Annotated in this window: 23 protein-coding genes; 12 read left to right on the top strand and 11 right to left on the bottom strand. The window is 68.0% G+C overall.

All coding sequences use genetic code 11. From position 1 onward, the window contains the following. Nucleotides 1-45 precede the first annotated feature (45 nt). On the bottom strand, nt 46-477 hold the full coding sequence (locus ACQPYM_RS12310) for a winged helix-turn-helix transcriptional regulator (protein ID WP_433019481.1): 432 nt from the start codon (nt 475-477) through the stop codon (nt 46-48). Nucleotides 478-597: 120 nt separating this feature from the next. On the opposite strand from ACQPYM_RS12310, the gene ACQPYM_RS12305 reads away from it, so the two are divergent. Next, nucleotides 598-1482, top strand: a complete 885-nt coding sequence (locus ACQPYM_RS12305; RefSeq protein ID WP_433019478.1) for an MBL fold metallo-hydrolase — start codon at nt 598-600, stop codon at nt 1480-1482. On the opposite strand, the gene ACQPYM_RS12300 is transcribed toward ACQPYM_RS12305, so the two are convergent. Further along, nucleotides 1464-2027 (bottom strand): TetR/AcrR family transcriptional regulator, encoded by a 564-nt coding sequence (locus tag ACQPYM_RS12300; RefSeq protein WP_433019475.1) that lies wholly within the window; start codon nt 2025-2027, stop codon nt 1464-1466. The genes ACQPYM_RS12305 and ACQPYM_RS12300 overlap by 19 nt on opposite strands. Before the next feature lie 67 nt (nt 2028-2094). Here ACQPYM_RS12300 and ACQPYM_RS12295 point away from each other — a divergent pair, with 67 nt between their 5' ends. After that, nucleotides 2095-3096, top strand: a complete 1002-nt coding sequence (locus ACQPYM_RS12295; RefSeq protein ID WP_433019472.1) for an enterochelin esterase domain-containing protein — start codon at nt 2095-2097, stop codon at nt 3094-3096. A gap of 10 nt (nt 3097-3106) precedes the next feature. On the opposite strand, the gene ACQPYM_RS12290 is transcribed toward ACQPYM_RS12295, so the two are convergent. Next, the gene (locus ACQPYM_RS12290) at nt 3107-3640 is read right to left on the bottom strand and encodes a hypothetical protein (RefSeq protein WP_433019469.1); all 534 of its coding nucleotides are present in this window, start codon (nt 3638-3640) and stop codon (nt 3107-3109) included. Between the two features lie 47 nt (nt 3641-3687). Here ACQPYM_RS12290 and ACQPYM_RS12285 point away from each other — a divergent pair, with 47 nt between their 5' ends. Continuing rightward, nucleotides 3688-3882, top strand: a complete 195-nt coding sequence (locus ACQPYM_RS12285; protein ID WP_433019466.1) for a hypothetical protein — start codon at nt 3688-3690, stop codon at nt 3880-3882. Here ACQPYM_RS12285 and ACQPYM_RS12280 read toward each other — a convergent pair whose 3' ends face one another. Further along, nucleotides 3883-4386 (bottom strand): MarR family winged helix-turn-helix transcriptional regulator, encoded by a 504-nt coding sequence (locus tag ACQPYM_RS12280; protein ID WP_433019463.1) that lies wholly within the window; start codon nt 4384-4386, stop codon nt 3883-3885. It lies immediately after the preceding gene. A 39-nt stretch (nt 4387-4425) separates the two neighbouring features. Here ACQPYM_RS12280 and ACQPYM_RS12275 point away from each other — a divergent pair, with 39 nt between their 5' ends. From ACQPYM_RS12275 to ACQPYM_RS12245, 7 genes are all read left to right on the top strand, one after another. Further along, on the top strand, nt 4426-5343 hold the full coding sequence (locus ACQPYM_RS12275) for a DMT family transporter (protein ID WP_433019460.1): 918 nt from the start codon (nt 4426-4428) through the stop codon (nt 5341-5343). A 2-nt stretch (nt 5344-5345) separates the two neighbouring features. After that, entirely contained in the window at nt 5346-5801 is a 456-nt protein-coding gene (locus ACQPYM_RS12270) for a hypothetical protein (RefSeq protein ID WP_433019457.1), read from the top strand. Between the two features lie 324 nt (nt 5802-6125). After that, on the top strand, nt 6126-6494 hold the full coding sequence (locus ACQPYM_RS12265; RefSeq protein WP_433019454.1) for a hypothetical protein: 369 nt from the start codon (nt 6126-6128) through the stop codon (nt 6492-6494). Between the two features lie 158 nt (nt 6495-6652). Further along, entirely contained in the window at nt 6653-6937 is a 285-nt protein-coding gene (locus tag ACQPYM_RS12260) for a hypothetical protein (RefSeq protein ID WP_433019451.1), read from the top strand. A gap of 123 nt (nt 6938-7060) precedes the next feature. Then, nucleotides 7061-8770, top strand: a complete 1710-nt coding sequence (gene ctaD, locus ACQPYM_RS12255) for an aa3-type cytochrome oxidase subunit I (protein ID WP_433023257.1) — start codon at nt 7061-7063, stop codon at nt 8768-8770. Nucleotides 8771-8856: 86 nt separating this feature from the next. Then, the gene (locus tag ACQPYM_RS12250) at nt 8857-9549 is read left to right on the top strand and encodes a GAF and ANTAR domain-containing protein (protein WP_433019448.1); all 693 of its coding nucleotides are present in this window, start codon (nt 8857-8859) and stop codon (nt 9547-9549) included. Further along, complete coding sequence (locus tag ACQPYM_RS12245) at nt 9546-10271, top strand: GAF and ANTAR domain-containing protein (protein WP_433019445.1); 726 nt, start codon at nt 9546-9548, stop codon at nt 10269-10271. Before ACQPYM_RS12250 ends, ACQPYM_RS12245 begins: the two co-directional genes overlap by 4 nt. Nucleotides 10272-10347: 76 nt before the next feature. On the opposite strand, the gene ACQPYM_RS12240 is transcribed toward ACQPYM_RS12245, so the two are convergent. The 5 genes from ACQPYM_RS12240 to ACQPYM_RS12220 form a co-directional block, all read right to left on the bottom strand. Further along, complete coding sequence (locus tag ACQPYM_RS12240) at nt 10348-10989, bottom strand: DUF3618 domain-containing protein (RefSeq protein ID WP_433019442.1); 642 nt, start codon at nt 10987-10989, stop codon at nt 10348-10350. Beyond that, entirely contained in the window at nt 10965-11390 is a 426-nt protein-coding gene (locus tag ACQPYM_RS12235; RefSeq protein ID WP_433019439.1) for a phage holin family protein, read from the bottom strand. The genes ACQPYM_RS12240 and ACQPYM_RS12235 overlap by 25 nt, the downstream gene beginning before the upstream one ends. Nucleotide 11391: 1 nt before the next feature. After that, entirely contained in the window at nt 11392-12210 is an 819-nt protein-coding gene (locus tag ACQPYM_RS12230; RefSeq protein ID WP_433019436.1) for a hypothetical protein, read from the bottom strand. 129 nt (nt 12211-12339) lie between these two features. After that, entirely contained in the window at nt 12340-13038 is a 699-nt protein-coding gene (locus ACQPYM_RS12225) for a GAF and ANTAR domain-containing protein (protein WP_433019433.1), read from the bottom strand. Between the two features lie 96 nt (nt 13039-13134). After that, entirely contained in the window at nt 13135-14013 is an 879-nt protein-coding gene (locus tag ACQPYM_RS12220; protein WP_433019430.1) for a manganese catalase family protein, read from the bottom strand. Between the two features lie 154 nt (nt 14014-14167). Here ACQPYM_RS12220 and ACQPYM_RS12215 point away from each other — a divergent pair, with 154 nt between their 5' ends. Next, nucleotides 14168-15721: a phytoene desaturase family protein gene (locus ACQPYM_RS12215; protein WP_433019427.1), complete on the top strand. Its 1554-nt coding sequence runs from the start codon at nt 14168-14170 to the stop codon at nt 15719-15721. A gap of 53 nt (nt 15722-15774) precedes the next feature. After that, nucleotides 15775-16230, top strand: a complete 456-nt coding sequence (locus ACQPYM_RS12210) for an SRPBCC family protein (protein WP_433019424.1) — start codon at nt 15775-15777, stop codon at nt 16228-16230. Here the strand turns inward: ACQPYM_RS12210 and ACQPYM_RS12205 are convergent. Both ACQPYM_RS12205 and ACQPYM_RS12200 read right to left on the bottom strand, forming a co-directional pair. Next, a complete protein-coding gene (locus tag ACQPYM_RS12205; RefSeq protein WP_433019422.1) occupies nt 16227-17108 on the bottom strand; it encodes an SDR family oxidoreductase in 882 nt (293 codons plus the stop codon). The two genes, ACQPYM_RS12210 and ACQPYM_RS12205, sit on opposite strands and share 4 nt — an antisense overlap. A gap of 29 nt (nt 17109-17137) precedes the next feature. Beyond that, a complete protein-coding gene (locus ACQPYM_RS12200; protein ID WP_433019420.1) occupies nt 17138-17719 on the bottom strand; it encodes a hypothetical protein in 582 nt (193 codons plus the stop codon). Nucleotides 17720-17744 lie beyond the last annotated feature (25 nt).

Raw genomic sequence — 17744 nt, 5'->3', positions numbered from 1 at the left:
AGCTGTACGACGGGTGCCTGCCGCCAGTACCCAGAAAGCTCAGGCTCAGCTTTCGCGGGAGTCCGCCTCGGCGCGGGCCGCTTCGATGTCGTTGATGTACCGCTCGGCCCAGGCACGGATCACGGCGACCGGCTCCCGCAGCGTTCTGCCCAGAGGCGTGAGTTCATAAAGGACGGTCCGGTCCGGCCGATCCGCCTGCCGGGTGATCAGGCCGTCTCGCTCGAGACTGCGCAACGTCTGGGTGAGCATCTTCTCGCTGATCCCGTCGATCTGGTCGCGCAGTTGCCCGAAGCGGCGCGGCCCGGTCTCCAGGGCGCCGATCAGCAGCACGGTCCACTTGTCGGCCAACCGGTCCAACGCCTGCCGGGACGGACAGGCTGCGCTGTAGACGTTCGCGAGGTGCCCGTCGGCCAAGCGGGCGCGAGCAGGCCTGCGACTGCCGGGGCGCGGACGGGGTTGCACCGGGCTGGGCGACATAGCCAGAGGCTAACCGATGGAGAGTGTCTTGGCGCGACTGCGCACTTGCAAGTGCGTACTTGTCGAGCGGATCTGACTAACCAATGGTTAGTAGGTCAGCTCACGAGAGGAACCCAGAACATGCTCAACGCCGCACCTCGGACCCAGCTCACCGTCGGGTCGACCACGGTCACCTATCTGCCCGACGGCGAGATCCATCTTGACCCGACGGTCTTCTTCCCGGCCTCCGCGCCGGACGGCTGGTCGGCGTACGCGCCGTACCTCGACGACGACGGCCGGCTGCCGATCAGCGTCGGCTCGTTCCTCGTCCGGACTCCCGAGCATCGCCTGCTGGTCGACCTCGGGCTGGGTGCGGTCGACTTCGAGATCCCAGGGATGGGCTCGTTCACCGGAGGGCGGTTGCTGGACAGTCTGGCCGCCGAGGACCTGCAGCCGAGCGACATCGACACGGTGTTCTTCACCCATCTGCACCACGACCATGTCGGCTGGACGAGCGACCACGCGCCGGCACCCGGCTCCATCCACGGCGGATCACCCAGCGGGCTGACGTTCGGCCAGGCGCGCCATGCCGTCGACCGCGCCGAGTGGGATCACTGGACCGGCACCGCCGAACTCACCGGACCGGACCCCGAAGCGGTGCGGAAGCCGCTGAGCTCCGTCGTTCAGTTCCTGGATGACGAACTGGTGGTGCCCGGCGTCCGCGCGATCTCCACCGCCGGCCACACGCCCGGTCACACCAGCCTGCTGATCACCGATCCCGGGACCGATCACCGCGTGCTGATCCTCGGCGATGTCATGCACACCCAGGCGCAGGTCAGCGAAACCCACTGGAACTTCCGTTTCGACGTCGATGCCGAGGCCGGCACGAAGACCCGGATCGACCTCTTGGCCGCCTACCAGGACGACCGCACGACGATCGCCGCCGGTCACTTCGCCGGCACGGTCTTCGGCCACTTCCTGCCGCCGAAACTCCAGCACCGTTGGGCTCAGTCCCGCGGCAAGTAGCCTTGGGCAACTAGTTGGAGGAGGTAGTCCTCGGTCTCCTCCGGCTGCCAGCCGTAGTCGCCGTGCAAGGCCCGCAGGTGGACGTAGGTGAGCATGACGAGGTTGGTCAGCGCGGTGACGAAACGCTCCGGGTCGGCGACCGGGTCGAGCGTTCCGTCCGCCGCGCCGGCCTCGAGGATCCGCAACCACGGTCCGAAGAAGTCGAGCTCGATGCCCATCGCTTCGAGCACCGGGCCATGGAAGGCCTCGGCGGTGTGGGCGAGCAGCGGCAAGTTGCGCTCGGCAACCGAACACAAGGCTCGGAGCGCTGCCGCCAGCCGGTCCCGACCGGAGGCTTCCATCGTCAGCGGTCCCCACAGGGCGTCGCGATAGTCGCGGACGAGTTGCGCCCGCAACACCGCTTCGACCGACGCCTGGGTGACACCGTGCCGCCAGACCGTCGCCCGGGAGAGACCGGCCCGCTCGGCGACCCGGTCCAGGGTGAGCGCCGACCAGCCCTTCTCGTCCAGCAGTTCGATCGCGACCGCCAGCAGCCTCTGATCCATCCGCTCTCCTTGGCTGAAACAACTTGTTTCATGGTACGACGAACTCCAGCTCACCCTGGGAGGGTAAATGCGGCAAGTGACGTTTCGCTGGCAGGACGGCCAGCCGGCGTACGACGTACTGGTGCGGCTCATCTCGCACACGGATCGGGCTTATGACGAAGGGGAACTGGATCGCTATCTGATGCACCGGGACGGCGACGGCTGGTCCTTGACGTTGGAGCTTCCGGCCGCGCTCAGGACGTCGTACCAGCTCTGTCCCGTGCGCGACGCACCAGTGCGTGGACAGAAGATCGACGACGATCGCTGGACGGCGATCATGGCCGCCGGCGTAGCGGACCCACTGAACCCACTCACTCATCCCGCGGGCTGCACCTACGGCAATCCCGGGCCGGCCTCAGTCCTGGAGATGCCGGCCGCACCAACAAGAGCAATCCGGGCCGGTACTGCGGGGAGCGTTGTGCGGCGGCAGGTCTTGGACGATGGATCCGGGGTCACCATCGCTCAACCACCTGATCCGCAAGGGCTTGCGGTGCTGTTCGACGGTGCTCGCTGGATCGACCTCGGCCTGCTGGACCAGCTGGATCTCCCGATCACCGTGGTCCTGATCGAATCGATCCGCGGACTGCCTCGACGGGATACGCTCGCCAGGCCGGAGGTGTTCGCACCAGTCGCGATCCAACTCGCCGAGCACTGGGCGACCACCGGCCCGACGGCGGTGATCGGTCAGAGTCTCGGCGGGCTCGCCGCGACCTTCACGGCGCGACAACGGCCGGACCTGTTCGACACTGTCGTCGGGCAGTCGAGCTCGTTCTGGTGGGACGCCGACGGCTTCGACGGCGCCTCCGTGATCGACGAACTCGAGCAAGGTCCGCTGACGACCCAGCGCTTCTTCTACGAAGCCGGCAGTACCGAGGGCGATCTGCTCCTCGGCAACCGCCGGCTGGCCGCGGTACTGGCTGGGCATGGCTACGACTCGGCGTACCGGGAGTACGAAGGTGGGCACGACTACGCTTGCTGGCAGGTCGGCCTGATCGACGCCCTGCGCTGGGCCTTTCCGGTGCGTAGTTAGTTGCCGAAGGCTACTTCTGGCGGGTGGCGACGAACCGCTGGCGGACGATGACGCGGCCGTCGGCGTCCTCGTCCTCGTTGCGCCAGTGGAAGCCGGTGCCGGAGATCTCGGTGAAGATCCAGCGGGTCTTGGCGGACTTCGGCTCGCGGGCTTCGAGGGTGATCGAGTGCTCGCCGGGATGACCGATGAACGTCATCACGGACGCGTGCTTGGGACCCATCCAGGTGGACCGGAACGCCTTCAGTTCCGGATCGTGGATCCGGACGGTCAGACCCCACTCGCCGTCGCCGTCGGTGGCCCGGGCCGCGCGGCTCGGGGTGATCCAGATGTCCGCGATCGCCCGCCCGTCGAGCGCCCAGGCGAAATGCCACTCCCCCTTGGTCTGCCGGGTGACCGCGCCGTCCTCGTCGTACCAGCTGACGTCGAGATCCCAGCTCCCGATCAGCGGTGCGAACGGCTGGAAGGCCTCGGCGAACTCCTCCCGCGGCCCCTCCGACACCATCAACCCAGCAAGGACATTCGCGGCTTCGACCCGACTAGACATGTGCATACTGCCTATTTACCCCTTACTCCGGCCCGGTTGTCAACGCATTGGACAGAGACCTTTCACCGCAGGTCGCCAAGCTGCGGATCGCGCCCGGCAATGGTCTGGGTGTTCACGAAGTGAAGGTGCAAGACGGTTGGTACGCGGTCAGCTGGTTCGCCAAGGGGAACTCCACCGAGTGGGGTGGCAAGCTCACGGCGTACGACGCGGCGGGCAAGCTGCTCAAAACGCTCCCGCTCTGATCAGTCGGCCGGCTCGAGTCGGGTCAGCCAGTTCTTGAGGAGCTTCTCCAGCTGGTCGGCCTCGGCCGGGCTGAGCGTCTCGAGCAGCCTTCGCTCGTTGGCGATGTGCGCCGCGAACGCCTTGTCGATCAGGCGTTTGCCGGCCGGCGTCAACCGCACCATCCGGCCTCGTCCGTCCGCGTCACTCCGGCGCCGATGGACGAGGCCGGCCTCTTCGAGCCGGTCGACCCGCTTGCTCACGGCACCGGTGGTGACCATGGTGTGCAGCGCGATCTCCCCCGGCGCCCGCTCGTACGGCGTACCGGCGCGGCGGAGCGCGGCCAGGACGTCGAACTCGCCCTCGGTCAGGCCGTACTGGGCGTAGACGAGGTTGAGCTCGCTCGTCAGCCGGGCGGCGATCCGGTGCAGCCGGCCGATGACGCCCTGCGGCCGCACATCGAGATCCGGCCGCTCCACCCGCCAGGCGGCCTGGATCCGGTCGACGTGGTCCTGTTCTTCGGTCACCCGAGCACTATATCTTCCAGGGAAGATAGAATGTCTTCCATGGAAAATAGTTTCCGCTGGGCCGCCGTCACCGCGATCGCGCCGATCGCCTGGGGCACGAACTACTACGTCACCCACGAATACCTGCCCAGCGACCACCCCCTGTACGGCGCCGCCCTCCGCGCTCTCCCGGCCGGGCTGCTGCTGTTCTGCCTGGCGCGCCGCAAGCCGGTTGGCGACTGGTGGTGGAAGTCCGCAGTACTGGGGGTGTGCAACGTGGGCGCCTTCTTCGCGCTGATCTACGTCGCCTCCCAGCTGCTGCCGGTGAGTGTGGCGTCGATGATCATGTCGACCGCGCCGCTCGCGATGGGGATGTTCGCCTGGGCTTTGCTCGGCGAGCGGCCCACCGTGCCGGTCGTGCTCGGCACGGCAGCCGGGATAACCGGCGTCTGCGTCATGCTCGGCGCCGCGCCCTCGGCGGTGAACCTTCGCGGTGTCGCCGCCTCGCTGGCCGCGGTCACGCTGTCGTCCTTCGGCTATGCGTTGACGAAGAAGTGGGGGCGTCCGGGTGACCTGATCGCGACAACCTCGTGGCAACTCATCGCGGGTGGCGCGGTCCTCATCCCCTTCGCCGTCATCTTCGAAGGAGCACCACCGCGCCTCGATCGGGCCGCGGTCGGCGGCTTCGTCTACGTCATCCTGGTCTGCACGGCCGCGGCGTACCTGTCTTGGTTCATCGGCTTGCGTCACCTCGGCGCCGCGACCGTCGGGCTGATCGGATTGCTCAACCCGGTCACCGGCGTACTGCTCGGAACCACCTTGTCCGGCGAGAGATTGAGCACGGCACAGCTGGCCGGGATCGCCTTGATCCTGGCGGGAATCCTGGTAAGCAAGGGGTGGGGGCGGCATGGTCCCAGCACGTCTGGGTACCCGGGCAGTCGTCGCTCCGAAGTAGTCCACGCCGAAACAAGGGGGTAGCCGTGCCGTCGTACCGTGCAAGGGTTTCCAGCAATGTCATCGCTTCAGCGGCAACTCGGGCCGAGGCGCAGGCAACGGTGGATTTCCTCTGGTCGCGCGGTCTGCGGGAAGGCCTCAGCATCGTGGGCACCGATCTCCGGCTGGCGGACAGACCGCGCCGGAGCGTGGCGCGAAGTACTGGTGTGGACGCCGCGCAGGGCGCGGGCATCGGGTTGCTGATCGCGATCCTGATCGCGTCGTTCACCGAGACCAACACCAACGGCTTCCTCGTGGTGCTGTGGGGCCTCCTGTACGGCGCGCTGTTCGGCGCGTTGCGCGGCTTCTTCCGCGCACTGTCCCAGCCCGCCCCGGAGCCGCAGCCGGTCGCGACCCGCTTCGAGGTGTGGTGCGCACCGGAGGACGAACGGGTCGCCCGCCGCCTGCTGGCCAGCGAGGAACAACTGCCCGACGCGGCCTGATCACTCATAGCATCGGGCCCAGTGGGTACAGGCTGATCAGGAGGCCCGGTCACTCGAGGGACCGTCACCCCCAGGCCCCAGGCGTTCAACCCAGAAGCGCCGGGACCGCTTCCACCCCGCCCACTCCCGCCCAAGCCACCACCACCCTCCTCACCGGCGACAGCCACCCAGACAAATCTCCGCGTGGTTGAGTTGCGGCGAGTGGGTACCGGGGGCCGCATGGAGCATGGGGATGGTTCTGTGGGTGGTGGAGGTCGGGGATGGCCGGAGGGGCATCGGCGGCCGGAGGGGGTTAGTGATGAGACGCTGGCGGCGCTGGGGGCCTTGTCCGAGGCGTTGGAGAAGGTGATTCGGGCGCGGGGGCATCTGTACTCGTTTCATCAGCTGACGGGTGAGGCCGACTTCGGGCTGGACGAGGCGGTTGAGGCGTTGCGGAAGGCTGGGCACGGGGAGCTCGCGGAGCGGATCGACAGCGAGCTCGTCGGGCGGAACGTGCTGCCCGGGCGGTGGACGTTCAAGGTGGTCGAGGACTACGACGACCAGTACTACGAACCGTTCGTCGCGCTGGAGCGGGAAGCTCGGCAGCAGTTGGTCGGTGGCAAACGCCACCTGCATGAGGCCGAGCTGAAACGGCAGCGCGCCACCCCGGGCCGGTCCGGTCACGAAATGGATGCCGGCGAACTCGGAGAGTGACCGGCGTCAACGCTGCTTCAACGGCGATGACCGGGGTACTGGAAGGTGCTTTCGGCAACCGGCAGGTGGCCGGAGTCCCTCGGTTTCTTGGGTTGCGAACCTCAGCCCAGCAGCAGATCGTGCCGATCGCGCCGAGGTGGAGACGAAGGACTCGCACCATGTTCGATCAGGTTTCCGCACCGCCCCTGACCTGCACCCATGCTCATCCTGCCGCCCACAGCACCAGGCAGCTCCAGCAGGCCGAAGGCGTCCTGCGGGGCTGGTTCGATCTGTCGGCCGAGGAGGCCGGCGCGATCCTTCGCGCCTGGTCGATCGAGTGTGACGCCTGCACCTGCCAAGTCGCCGAAGCTCTGGTCAACGGCATCTGTCTCGGCCGCGGCACCAGCCAAGACCCCGAACTGGTACGGCGGCTGGAGCAACGCCTTCGCCGGCTGCCAACCTGAAGACAACCGCGGCCGCACGCATGGATGACGCCTCCGGTGGGTACTCACTGACAGGTTCCGGTCCGGGAGGAGGCGGCGGTGGCGACCGTTGAGGAACGCCGGCAGGCTGTCAGTACGTCGGGGATGCCGCTGGTCAGGCAGCGGACGCTGGGGCAGCTCGCGGTCAAGTGGCTGACCACCACCGACCACAAGCTGATCGGCCAGCTGTACCTGATCACGTCCTTCGTCTTCTTCCTCGCCGGCGGCGTGATGGCGCTGCTGATCCGGGCGGAACTGGCCCAGCCGGGCCTGCAGATCGTGAACGAAGAGGTCTACAACCAGCTCTTCACCATGCACGGCACGATCATGCTGCTGCTGTTCGCGACGCCACTGTTCGTCGGGTTCGCCAACGTGATCATGCCGGTCCAGATCGGCGCACCGGACGTCGCGTTCCCGCGCCTCAACATGTTCAGCTACTGGCTGTTCCTGTTCGGCGGCCTGATCGCGTTCAGCGGGTTCTTCACCCCTGGCGGCGCCGCCGACTTCGGCTGGACCGCCTACACCCCGTTGTCGAACGAGGTGCGCTCGCCGGGCATCGGCGGTGACCTGTGGATCATGGGTCTGTGGATGGCCGGTCTCGGCACGATCCTCGGTGCGGTCAACTTCGTCACCACGATCATCACCATGCGCGCTCCCGGAATGACGATGTTCCGGATGCCGATCTTCACCTGGAACATCCTGGTCACCTCGATCCTCGTGCTGATCGCCTTCCCGATCCTGGCCGGCGCGCTGCTGATGCTGGAGGCGGATCGAGCATTGGGGGCTCACGTCTTCGACGCCGCGAACGGCGGGCCACTGCTGTGGCAGCACCTGTTCTGGTTCTTCGGCCATCCCGAGGTCTACATCATCGCGCTGCCGTTCTTCGGCATCATCACCGAGATCCTCCCGGTCTTCAGCCGCAAGCCGGTCTTCGGCTACATCGGCCTGGTCGCGGCCACCCTCACCATCGCCTTGTACTCCGTGGTCGTCTGGGCGCACCACATGTTCGTCACCGGCGCCGTCAATCTGCCGTTCTTCTCGCTGGCCACCTTCATCATCGCGGTGCCCACCGGGGTGAAGTTCTTCAACTGGATCGGCACCATGTGGGGCGGCTCCATCTCCTTCGACACCCCGATGCTGTGGTCGGTCGGCTTCCTCACCACGTTCCTGTTCGGTGGCCTGACCGGCGTCATCCTCGCCTCCCCCTCACTCGACTACCAGCTCAGCGACACGTACTTCGTCGTCGCGCACTTCCACTACGTCGTGTTCGGGACCGTGGTGTTCGCGATGTTCGCCGGGTTCTACTTCTGGTGGCCGAAGATGACCGGCCGGATGCTTGACGAGAAGCTCGGCAAGCTGCATTTCTGGCTGCTGTTCCTCGGCTTCCACGCGACGTTCCTGGTGCAGCACTGGCTGGGTGTCGAGGGCATGCCGCGGCGCTACGCGTCGTACGGGGCGAACGAGGGGTTCACCACCCTCCATCAGGTCTCGTCGGTGGGGGCCATGCTGCTGGGCATCTCGACGCTGCCGTTCCTCTACAACCTCTACAAGTCGCGGAAGGCGCCACTGGTCGCCGTCGACGACCCGTGGGGCTGGGGCCGTTCACTGGAGTGGGCAACCAGCTCTCCGCCGCCGCGGCACAACTTCGTCAGCCTGCCGCGGATCCGGTCGGAGAGCCCCGCCTTCGATCTGCATCACCCGGACGTCGCGATGTCGGAGTACCCGGACAGCGGTGCTCCGCCGGACAACCTGCTGGACGCCGGCGAGGACCAGGGCCGGGTCGAGCACCTGAACCGGCCTGACGCCGACAAGTGACCGCGAGCAGTCTGTCAGTAGCGCTGGGCCACCGGCGCGATATCCTCGCAGTACGCCGTGAGCGGCCGTGACGGGAGCATTCGTCGATGACAGATCGCGCAGGAATCTTCGTCCGGCTCGCGACGCTGGCGGCCGCCAACGCCACGCATCCGGATCTGGCCGGGCGGCTGTGCGCCGCGAGCCGGCTGATCCTGGGCGCCGACGGTGCCGCGATCACCGTGGAGAACACCACCGCGAACCGGACCACCCTGTCGACGACGGACGCGGTGATGGCGAGGCTGGAGGATCTGCAGGACGTGACCGGGGAAGGGCCGTGCCTGGACGCGTTCCGGTACAGCACCCACTTCACGCTGGTGGTGAACGACCGGCCGAATGTCCGCTGGCCCGAGTTCGCCAGGTCGGCCTGGCAGGCCGTGGGCGGTCTGAACATGTACTCGTTCCCGATGCGCCCGTCGAACCGGACGCTGGGGGTGGTCAGCGTCTATTTCACGGATCGGCGCGAGCTGCCCGAGCCGATCGACACGGCCCAGTTCCTGGCCGACGCCGTCGGTGCGGCCCTGCTGCAGGACCCGGCCGCCAAAGGACTGGGGACCGAAGGCCCGTGGGCGTCCCGGGCCCAGATCCATCACGCCTGCGGCATGGTGACCGCCCAGCTGCGGCTGTCGGCCGAGGACGCGCTGGCGATCCTGCGCGCCTATGCCTACGCCCACGACATCACCTTGGCCGAAACCGCCCGCCGGGTAGTGAATCGCGAACTCGACTTCCGAGGAGACTCATGAACGGCCGGCTCGACACCCCGATGCCCGAGCGCGTCGTGCGGGAGCTGGCTGCCGCGGCGGCGGCCCTGGTAACCGACCATGACGTCCTCGGTACCGTCACCAATCTGCTGGCCGGTTGCGAGCGCTGCCTGGGTGCGACCGGCAGCGGAATCGTGGTGTCCCGTCCCGACGACCAGCGGCTCGAGTTCCTTGCCGCCACCAGCCACCGCGCCGAGGACATCGAGCTGTACCAGGCGCAGACCGAACAAGGCCCGGCCGCCGACAGCATCGCGAGCGGGGAACCGGTGTCCATCGGCGGACCGCGCTTCGTCGAGCGCTGGCCGGGTCTGGCTGAGCAGGCCAAGGCGCGTGGCTTCAAGAGCATCTACGCGCACCCGCTGCGGTGGCGTGGACAGACCCTGGGAGCACTGAACCTCTTCTTCGCCGGCGACGAGGCACCGGCCGGTACGGAACCGGTCGCGCAGGCGTTCTCCGACCTCGCCACCGTCGTGATCGTCCACTCGGGATCGGTCTCCATCACCCACGTCATCGGGCAACTGCGCAACGCGCTGTCCGACCGCGTCCTGATCGAGCAGGCCAAAGGCGTGCTCGCCTATACCGAGAACCTCACCATCGACACCGCCTTCGGGCGCCTCCTGACCATGTCCGCCGAATCCGGCCGCCCACTGTCAGAAGTAGCCTCCGACATCGTCGAAAACCTGGCACACCCCCACAGCCCCTGACAGCAGCGTGTGGGGGTGGGTACCGGCAGATGCCTCCGGCCGTCGCTCGCACGAACGGCCGGAGGTCTACCCGGACCTAGTGTCCTGAGTCGGCGGAGCCTGACTGACGGATGTTGCCGGCCGAGTCCTTCGCGCCGTCGGCCACCTGCTGCGCCGCCGAGCGCCCCTCGTCCCGCACGTCCGTGGCAGCCTGGGTCGCGGACTGCCGCACGCTCTCGACCGCCTGCTGCGCTGGTTCCTGGAGATCTTCCTTGACCTCCTGAGCCAGCTGCGCAGCCTGCTCCTTCACCGGACCGGCCGCCTCCATCGCCTTGTCCTTGGTCTCCTGCGCCAATTCGCGTTCCCGGGTTGATGCCGGTAGCGCGGCAGCGACGACCCAACCCGCAGCAAATGCGATCATGCCTGCAGCCAGCGGCGTACCGCGCGTCCGTGCGCGCGCCATCTGCGGTGCCGAACCGACGGCGTCACCCACCTTGCTCCCCGCCTCCTGCACGGTGGACGCGGCCGAGCCGGCCGTTCCGCTCACCGATCCGCTGACCGACTCGGCCGAGCCCATCACGCTCTCCTTCAACCGGTGCACCCCACCGCGGGCCCGATCCACCCGCCGGCCGACGATCCGGCCCGGGCTGACCTTCTCGGTCAAGGCGTCGACGTCGCGGCCGAGGTTGCGCCGGGTCTGTTCGATGTTCCGCCTCAGCTCTTCCGGGTCTTCAGCCATTTCGCGTCCTCCTTGAGTGAGTCGACCGTCTGGTCGGGTTTCGGGTTGACCTCCTGCAACTGCTTGCGCCCGGTCATCGCCAGTACCGCGGCGACGATCGCCCAGACGACGGTCACGATGAGCGCGGCCCAGACGAGGTCCATCACCTCGTTCAGGGCCCACATCACGGCCCACGAGAGGAAGAGCGCCGTCATCCAGCCGGCGAACGCGGCACCGCCGAGCAGGCCCGCGCCTTTGCCGGCCTTCTTCGCCTCCGCCTGGAGCTCGGCCTTGGCCAGCGCGAGCTCCTGACGGGTCAGCTGTCCCAGGTCGGAGCTGAGCTGGGAGACCAGCTCGCCGACCGACTCGTCCGTCGACAGGCCGCTGGACCGGCTGTCGGACGGTGATCCGCCCACCGTCATGTCACCGCTCCGATTCCGGCCCGAACCTGGGCGTCACCGGCGCTCCCGGATCAGGATCCGGCGCAACCGGAGTAGGCGTCGGCGGCGGGACCATGGAGTCCACGGCAGGAGGCGGAGCCATCGGCTGGGCCACCGAGCCCGCGACAGGAGGCGGAGTCGTGGAGCCCGCGACCGGAGCCGGCGGCGGGGGCGTGGTCTGCCCGACCGGTCCGGCCGCCGGGGTGGTTTGCGCGACCGGGGTGGACGTCGGCGGCGGGGTCGTGGTGTGCGCGACCGGCGTACCGGAGAGGTCCGAAGATCCCGTGTTGCTCGGTGTGTCGGGAGCGCCGGATGCCATCGCGCGAGTGAGGCGGCCGGCGACGATGCCTGCTGCCGCGGCGACCAGCAGGAACGTGCCGGGCTTGCGACGGGCGAACCCACGAACCTCTTCCAGCAAGTCACCAGGCTCGCGCTGCGACAGGAAGTCGGCAGCCTGGTTGGTGAACTCGGCGCCGTGCCGCACCAGCTGAGCACCCAGACCGGACTCACCCTGCTCGGCCATCCGGCGCAGCTCGTCGCTCATCGACCGGAGACCGTCGGCGGCCCGGTCCTTCTGCTGGCTCGCTTGCCCGACCAGTTCGTCCCGCGTCTGGCCGGCCAGCCTCCGGGTCTGCTCACGCGCATCCGACGTCACCTCGGAAGCCTTCTCCTTGACGGTCTCCGCGACCTGCCGCGCCGCGTCCGTCGACGTCTCCTTCAGCTGTCCGGCCTCGTCGCGAGCCGTCTGGCCGACACCTTGGGTGGACGGACTCTCGGTGTCCGTCCAGTGGTTCGTCGTCATCTACTGAACTCCTTCCAGGGGAAGGGGAAAGGCAGCGGCACACTGCCGTACCACCGCGAAATCTCGCCCGCCTGTACCCAGCGTCGAATCACCGTGCACAAGGCGGTTTTCCCCAACGGAGCCAGGAGATCAGCCTTGGCCGGAGCCTTGCTCGCCCTTGCGTTCGACGTCGGCGACGAGTTCTTCGGCGAGCCGGCGGAGTTTGGTGTTGCCGTGCTGGGAGAGGCGGGTCAGGAAGGCGAAGGCGCGCTGGTCGGTCAGCGTGTAGCGCTCCATCAGGATGCCGACCGCCTGGCCGATCGTCCGCCGGGTGCGCAACGCTTCCTGCAGGTTCTGGATCTCGTTCGCGTACTCGATCGCCATCGCCGACTGGTGCCGGAAGAGCTCCCCGAGCGAGCTGAGATCCTCGAAGGCGCCCGGCGTCAGCGAGTACAGGTTGAGGGCGCCCTGCGACTTCGGCGCGTCGAACAACCGGACCCCCATCTGCGCCCGGATCCCCGCGGCGACCGCGGTCTCGGCGTACTTCGGGAAGCGCTCGTCGACGGCCAGATCGGGCGAGACGACATGAGCGCTGTCGGTCGCGGCCTGGTAGCAGGGCCCTTCCTGCAGCTCGTACTGCGCCGCGTCCACGCCCCACAGCACGTCGTGGGTCGGAGCCACCGTCTCGAGCCTGCCGTCACTGTGCTTCACCGTGATGCTGGCGTACTCCACTTCGGGAAGTACCTCGACGGCTGCCGCGGTGATCCGGCTCAGCGTATGGTCGAGATCACCCGGAGTGAGTGATTTCGCCAGTTGCTGGGCTGCTTCGATCAAGGCTGCATCGTCCATGACTGGCCTGTACCCGCCTACAGCGACCCGAAGCACCGGCTTGCGGAGGGTCGCCGGGCCGCCTTCGGCGTCAGACCCCGGCCCGGCGACCAGCCGCTACTTGGCCTTCTTCGCTCCCTTCTTCGCGGCCGCCTGCGCCTTGCCTTTGACCGTGCCCTTCAGGTCCTGCATGGTCGAGTAGGTCCCGAACAGGGCGGGATCGGGCGCGGGCGCCGTACCGGGAGCGCCGAGCGCCTCGGGGTCGGTCAGGTACTCCAGCGGGTCATCGCCGTCGGACCAGCCACCCTTGGGTCCGTCCGTCCCGTCGGACAAGCCCCAGATCGTGTGGTTGTGCTCCTGGTTCTCCTCGTCGAAGAAGGCGTTCGGCACGATCGGGGTTTCCAGACCGTCCGCCTCCAGCTCCTCGATCGCCTTCAGCCACTGTTTCTGGTGCACGGTGTCGCGGGCCAGATTGAACTGCAGCATCGCCTTCACGCCGGGATCGTCGGTCATGTTGTAGAGCCGGGCCGTCTGCAACCGGCCCTGCGCCTCGGCGGCCGCGTTCGCCCGGAAGTCAGCCAGCAAGTTGCCGCTGGCAACGATATAGCCACCGTTCCACGGCACGCCCTGGCTGTTGGCCGCCAGCGCGCCGCCACCGGCGACGATCGCCTGCTGAGGGTCCATACCGCCGAGCACCGCCGCCATCACCGGGTCCTTGACCGCCTCGGCGGTGGCGGTGGCCGGCGCTCCCTCCAGCAGCCGGGCGACCATCGTGGCCAGCATCTCGACGTGGCCGATCTCCTCGGTCGCGGTGTCCATGATCAGATCCTTGTACTTGCCCTCGACCCGGCAGTTCCAGCCCTGGAACAGGTACTGCATGGTCACGGTCATCTCGCCGTACGCACCACCGATCAGCTCCTGCAGCTTCCGCGCGTACAGCGCGTCCGGCTTCTCCGGCTTCGCTTCGAACTGCAGTTGCTTGGTATGACGGAACATCAGGTTCTCCACTTCGTCGGGGGAGGCGCCTCGGTACCCACGGTCCGGCCCCGCAGTCGCCTTCGAGCACACTGTTTTCCCAGCGAGCACACTGTTTTCGTCCGCCCCCTCCAGGCGTCCGGTTGCTCTCATGCCCGGTGGGTACCGGCCTCCCGTGACTGATGCCGTTGTCATCGGGGCCGGACCCAACGGGCTGGTCGCCGCCAATCTGCTGGCCGACGCGGGCTGGGAGGTCGTGCTGCTCGAAGCGAACGACGCGATCGGGGGTGCGGTGCGCAGTACCCGCGAGGTCGCCGGCGCCTATGTGCACGACACCTTCAGTTCGTTCTATCCGTTGGCCGCGGTGTCTCCCACGATCAAGTCGCTGAAGCTCGGCGACTACGGGCTGAGCTGGTCGAACGCGCCGTCGCCGGTCGGCAATCCACTGCCCGGCGGCGGATGGGCCCTCGTCCATCCCGACCCCGGCGACACTGCCGCCGCTCTCGATGCGCACAGTCCGGGCGACGGGCAAGCGTGGCTCGAGCTGTACGCCGACTGGCGACGGGTCGGCCCGGCGATCATCTCGGCCCTGCTGAACCCGTTCCCTCCGGTCAGGGCCGGCGTCGAGCTGCTGCGTCGCCTGCTGGGGCGACGTGGCCTGGAACGGCTCCTCCTGCTGATCGGCCCGGTGCGCTCGGTCGGCGACCGGCGATTCTCGGGCGAGGCGGCCAAGCTGCTGCTGACCACTAATTCGCAACACGCAGACATCGCGCCGACCGGCCTGGGATCGGGGTTGATGGGTTGGCTGCTGGTGATGATCGCGCAGCAGTACGGCTATCCCGTACCGCGCGGCGGGGCCGGTCGCCTGTCGCAGGCTCTGGCCGATCGGTTCGTTGCTCGTGGTGGGTCGATCGTGTGCGGGGCCGAGGTGAGTCAGGTCGTCGTACGGGATCGTCGCGCGGTCGCAGTACGGACGGTGGAGGGCACGGAGTACAGGGCTGGGCGGGCAGTGCTCGCGGATGTCTCGGCGCCGGCGCTCTATGGGCGACTGATCGCGCCCGAGGATCTGCCGGGCAGTGTCAAAGCGCGGCTGCGGTTGTTCGAGTGGGATCCCGCGACCGTCAAGGTGGACTGGGCTCTCGACGCGCCGATCCCTTGGAAGGACATGCCTGAGCTCTCCCCCGGTACTGCGCACATCGCCGACTCCGTCGATGACCTCCGGCGCTGGTCGGCGCAACTGTCCGCCGGACAGATCCCGGACAATCCGTTCCTGCTGATGGGCCAGATGACCACCGCTGATCCGACCCGGTCGCCGGTGGGGACCGAGTCCGTGTGGGCTTATACGCATGTGCCGCAGCGAATTCGCGGAGATGTCGGTGGCACCATCCGCGGCACGTGGGACGAACACGACGCGGAGCTGATGGCCGAGCGGGTGGAGGAGCGAGTCGAGCAGTACGCGCCTGGCTTTCGTGAGCATGTGGTCGCGCGGCGGGTGATGACACCGCCCGAACTGGAACGCCGCAATGCCAACCTGGTCGGCGGAGCGGTCAACGGCGGCACCTCACGTCTGCGGCAGGAGCTCGTACTCCGGCCGTTCCCGGGGTTGGGGCGGTCGGAGACGGCCATCAAATCCCTCTACCTTGCGTCAGCCTCGGCGCACCCGGGAGGCGGAGTCCATGGAGCCCCAGGTTCCAACGCCGCCCGAGCGGCTCTCCTGCACGCCCGCTGACTCCGCCCTCGATGACTGCCGCCGCAATGATTGCCGCTGGGTACTCAGTGGGCATGAGTGAGAACGAGCGGCTGATTCACGCGCCTGTCGCGGACGTCTTCGCCATCCTGACCGACGGGTGGTCCTACGCCTCCTGGGTGGTCGGCGCCTGCCGGATCCGCGATGTGGAGCCGGGCTGGCCACAGCCGGGCCACAGCATCCATCACTCGGTCGGGCTCTGGCCGCTGCTGATCGACGACACCACGACCGTCGAGCAGTACGAGCCGCTGCGCTTCCTCCAACTGAAGGTCCGCGCGTGGCCCACCGGTGAAGGCCGGGTCGAGTTCGTTGCCACCGACCACGACGGTGAATGCCACCTGGTCATGCGCGAGCAGACCGTGAAGGGCCCTGCCGCCCTGCTGCCGGACTCCGTGGTCGACCAGATTCTGCACGTGCGCAACACGGAGACCCTCCGCCGCCTGGCGTTGATGGCGGAGGGCTCCACGAAGCACCCCAGCCAAACGGACTAAGGCATCGGCTTCCCACCGGTGGCGCCGATGCGTTCGCCGGTGATGTAGCTGGAGTCCGACGACGCCAGGAACACGTACGCCGGTGCCATCTCGGCCGGCTGACCCGCTCGGCCGAGCGGTGTGTCCGCGCCGAACTGGTCGACCTTCTCGGCCGGCAACGTGGCCGGGATCAGCGGAGTCCACACCGGACCGGGCGCCACCGCGTTCACGCGGATCCCCTTGGGCGCGAGCTGCTGGGCCAGCGCCTTGGTGAAATTCAGGATCGCGGCCTTGCTGGTCGCGTAGTCGAGCAGCTCCGGCGACGGCTGGTAGGCCTGGATCGACGTGGTGTTGATGATCACGGAGCCCTCCGACAAGTGCGGCAGCGCGGCCTTGCTCAGCCAGAACATCGCGTACACGTTGGTCTTCATCACCTGGTCGAACTGCTCGGTGCTGATCTCCTCGATCCCACCCTGCGACATCTGGTACGCCGCGTTGTTGACCAGGATGTCCAGTCCGCCCAGCTCACTGACGGTGCGCTCGACCAGCTTCGAACAGTGGCTCTCGTCCCGGATGTCGCCCGGTAGTGCGAGCGCACGCCGGTCAGCCTCCTCGACCAGACGGCAGGTCTCGCGGGCGTCGGCCTCTTCGCTGTCCAGGTAGGAGATGGCCACGTCGGCCCCTTCGCGGGCGAACGCCAGCGCGACCGCCCGGCCGATCCCGGAGTCGCCGCCGGTGATCAGTGCTCGCTTGCCGGTCAGCTTGCCGCTGCCCTTGTAGCTGCTCTCGCCGTAATCCGGCTGCAGATCCATCTCGCGACTCAGACCAGGATGCTCGAGCTGCTCCTTGCCCTGGGCCTCCGGGCCCGGGTAGCGGCTGGTCGGGTCTTGATCAGACATCACTGAGGAACTCCCTTGATCGTCGGCTATCAGGTGGTACCGGGACCGGTGAGGAAACGGCTGGGATCGCCGGCCGCACTGGCGGATGAAGCCAGCCAGGCCTGGAGGCCGTCGGGGTTTCTGCGTTCCAGCTCGTCGAGGCAGTGCTCGCGAGCTTCGATGATCTGCAGCCGGAGTGCGAGGGTCGGTGCCTCCCGCAGGGCCTGGTAGCTGTCCTGCCACTGCCGGCACAGCTCCAAGGTGGTCAACTCACGCACCTGGACCGAACCGCCGGACCGCCCCTTCGGCCGGGTCCCGTGTTTGTGGAACAGCCGCTCGATGACCGGCGGCGACGTCGCCATCGCCAGCAGGAACAGCAGGAACGCCGCAGCACCGAGCAACTGCACGTGGCCGGACATCGCCACACCCGCACCGCCGACGACGGCGCCGGCCAGCAACGCATGCCTCAGCCGTCCGCCGGAGTCGGCCGGCGCACGGCCGAAGGTCGTTCCGAATCCGACCGCCAGTCCCGTGGTCGCCGCGGCGACCACGAAGAACCCGATCAGCAACGTCGCCGGACGTGACAACAGCACCGCGGCGACCAGCCCTGGCACCGCGAGCACAACACCCACACCGCACCAAACCAACCGGTACCTG

Source organism: Kribbella sp. CA-294648, from assembly GCF_050943845.1.
Taxonomy (GTDB): domain Bacteria; phylum Actinomycetota; class Actinomycetes; order Propionibacteriales; family Kribbellaceae; genus Kribbella.
Note: the sequence above shows the minus strand (reverse complement) of the source record. Positions and strands in the feature narration are given on the sequence as shown.

Coding starts and splice junctions, on each gene's coding strand:
- ACQPYM_RS12310 (WP_433019481.1), bottom strand. CDS start 477: ATGTCGCCCAGCCCGGTGCAACCCCGTCCGCGCCCCGGCAGTCGCAGG.
- ACQPYM_RS12305 (WP_433019478.1), top strand. CDS start 598: ATGCTCAACGCCGCACCTCGGACCCAGCTCACCGTCGGGTCGACCACG.
- ACQPYM_RS12300 (WP_433019475.1), bottom strand. CDS start 2,027: ATGGATCAGAGGCTGCTGGCGGTCGCGATCGAACTGCTGGACGAGAAG.
- ACQPYM_RS12295 (WP_433019472.1), top strand. CDS start 2,095: ATGCGGCAAGTGACGTTTCGCTGGCAGGACGGCCAGCCGGCGTACGAC.
- ACQPYM_RS12290 (WP_433019469.1), bottom strand. CDS start 3,640: ATGTCTAGTCGGGTCGAAGCCGCGAATGTCCTTGCTGGGTTGATGGTG.
- ACQPYM_RS12275 (WP_433019460.1), top strand. CDS start 4,426: ATGGAAAATAGTTTCCGCTGGGCCGCCGTCACCGCGATCGCGCCGATC.
- ACQPYM_RS12260 (WP_433019451.1), top strand. CDS start 6,653: ATGTTCGATCAGGTTTCCGCACCGCCCCTGACCTGCACCCATGCTCAT.
- ctaD (WP_433023257.1), top strand. CDS start 7,061: ATGCCGCTGGTCAGGCAGCGGACGCTGGGGCAGCTCGCGGTCAAGTGG.
- ACQPYM_RS12250 (WP_433019448.1), top strand. CDS start 8,857: ATGACAGATCGCGCAGGAATCTTCGTCCGGCTCGCGACGCTGGCGGCC.
- ACQPYM_RS12245 (WP_433019445.1), top strand. CDS start 9,546: ATGAACGGCCGGCTCGACACCCCGATGCCCGAGCGCGTCGTGCGGGAG.
- ACQPYM_RS12240 (WP_433019442.1), bottom strand. CDS start 10,989: ATGGCTGAAGACCCGGAAGAGCTGAGGCGGAACATCGAACAGACCCGG.
- ACQPYM_RS12235 (WP_433019439.1), bottom strand. CDS start 11,390: ATGACGGTGGGCGGATCACCGTCCGACAGCCGGTCCAGCGGCCTGTCG.
- ACQPYM_RS12230 (WP_433019436.1), bottom strand. CDS start 12,210: ATGACGACGAACCACTGGACGGACACCGAGAGTCCGTCCACCCAAGGT.
- ACQPYM_RS12225 (WP_433019433.1), bottom strand. CDS start 13,038: ATGGACGATGCAGCCTTGATCGAAGCAGCCCAGCAACTGGCGAAATCA.
- ACQPYM_RS12220 (WP_433019430.1), bottom strand. CDS start 14,013: ATGTTCCGTCATACCAAGCAACTGCAGTTCGAAGCGAAGCCGGAGAAG.
- ACQPYM_RS12210 (WP_433019424.1), top strand. CDS start 15,775: ATGAGTGAGAACGAGCGGCTGATTCACGCGCCTGTCGCGGACGTCTTC.
- ACQPYM_RS12205 (WP_433019422.1), bottom strand. CDS start 17,108: ATGTCTGATCAAGACCCGACCAGCCGCTACCCGGGCCCGGAGGCCCAG.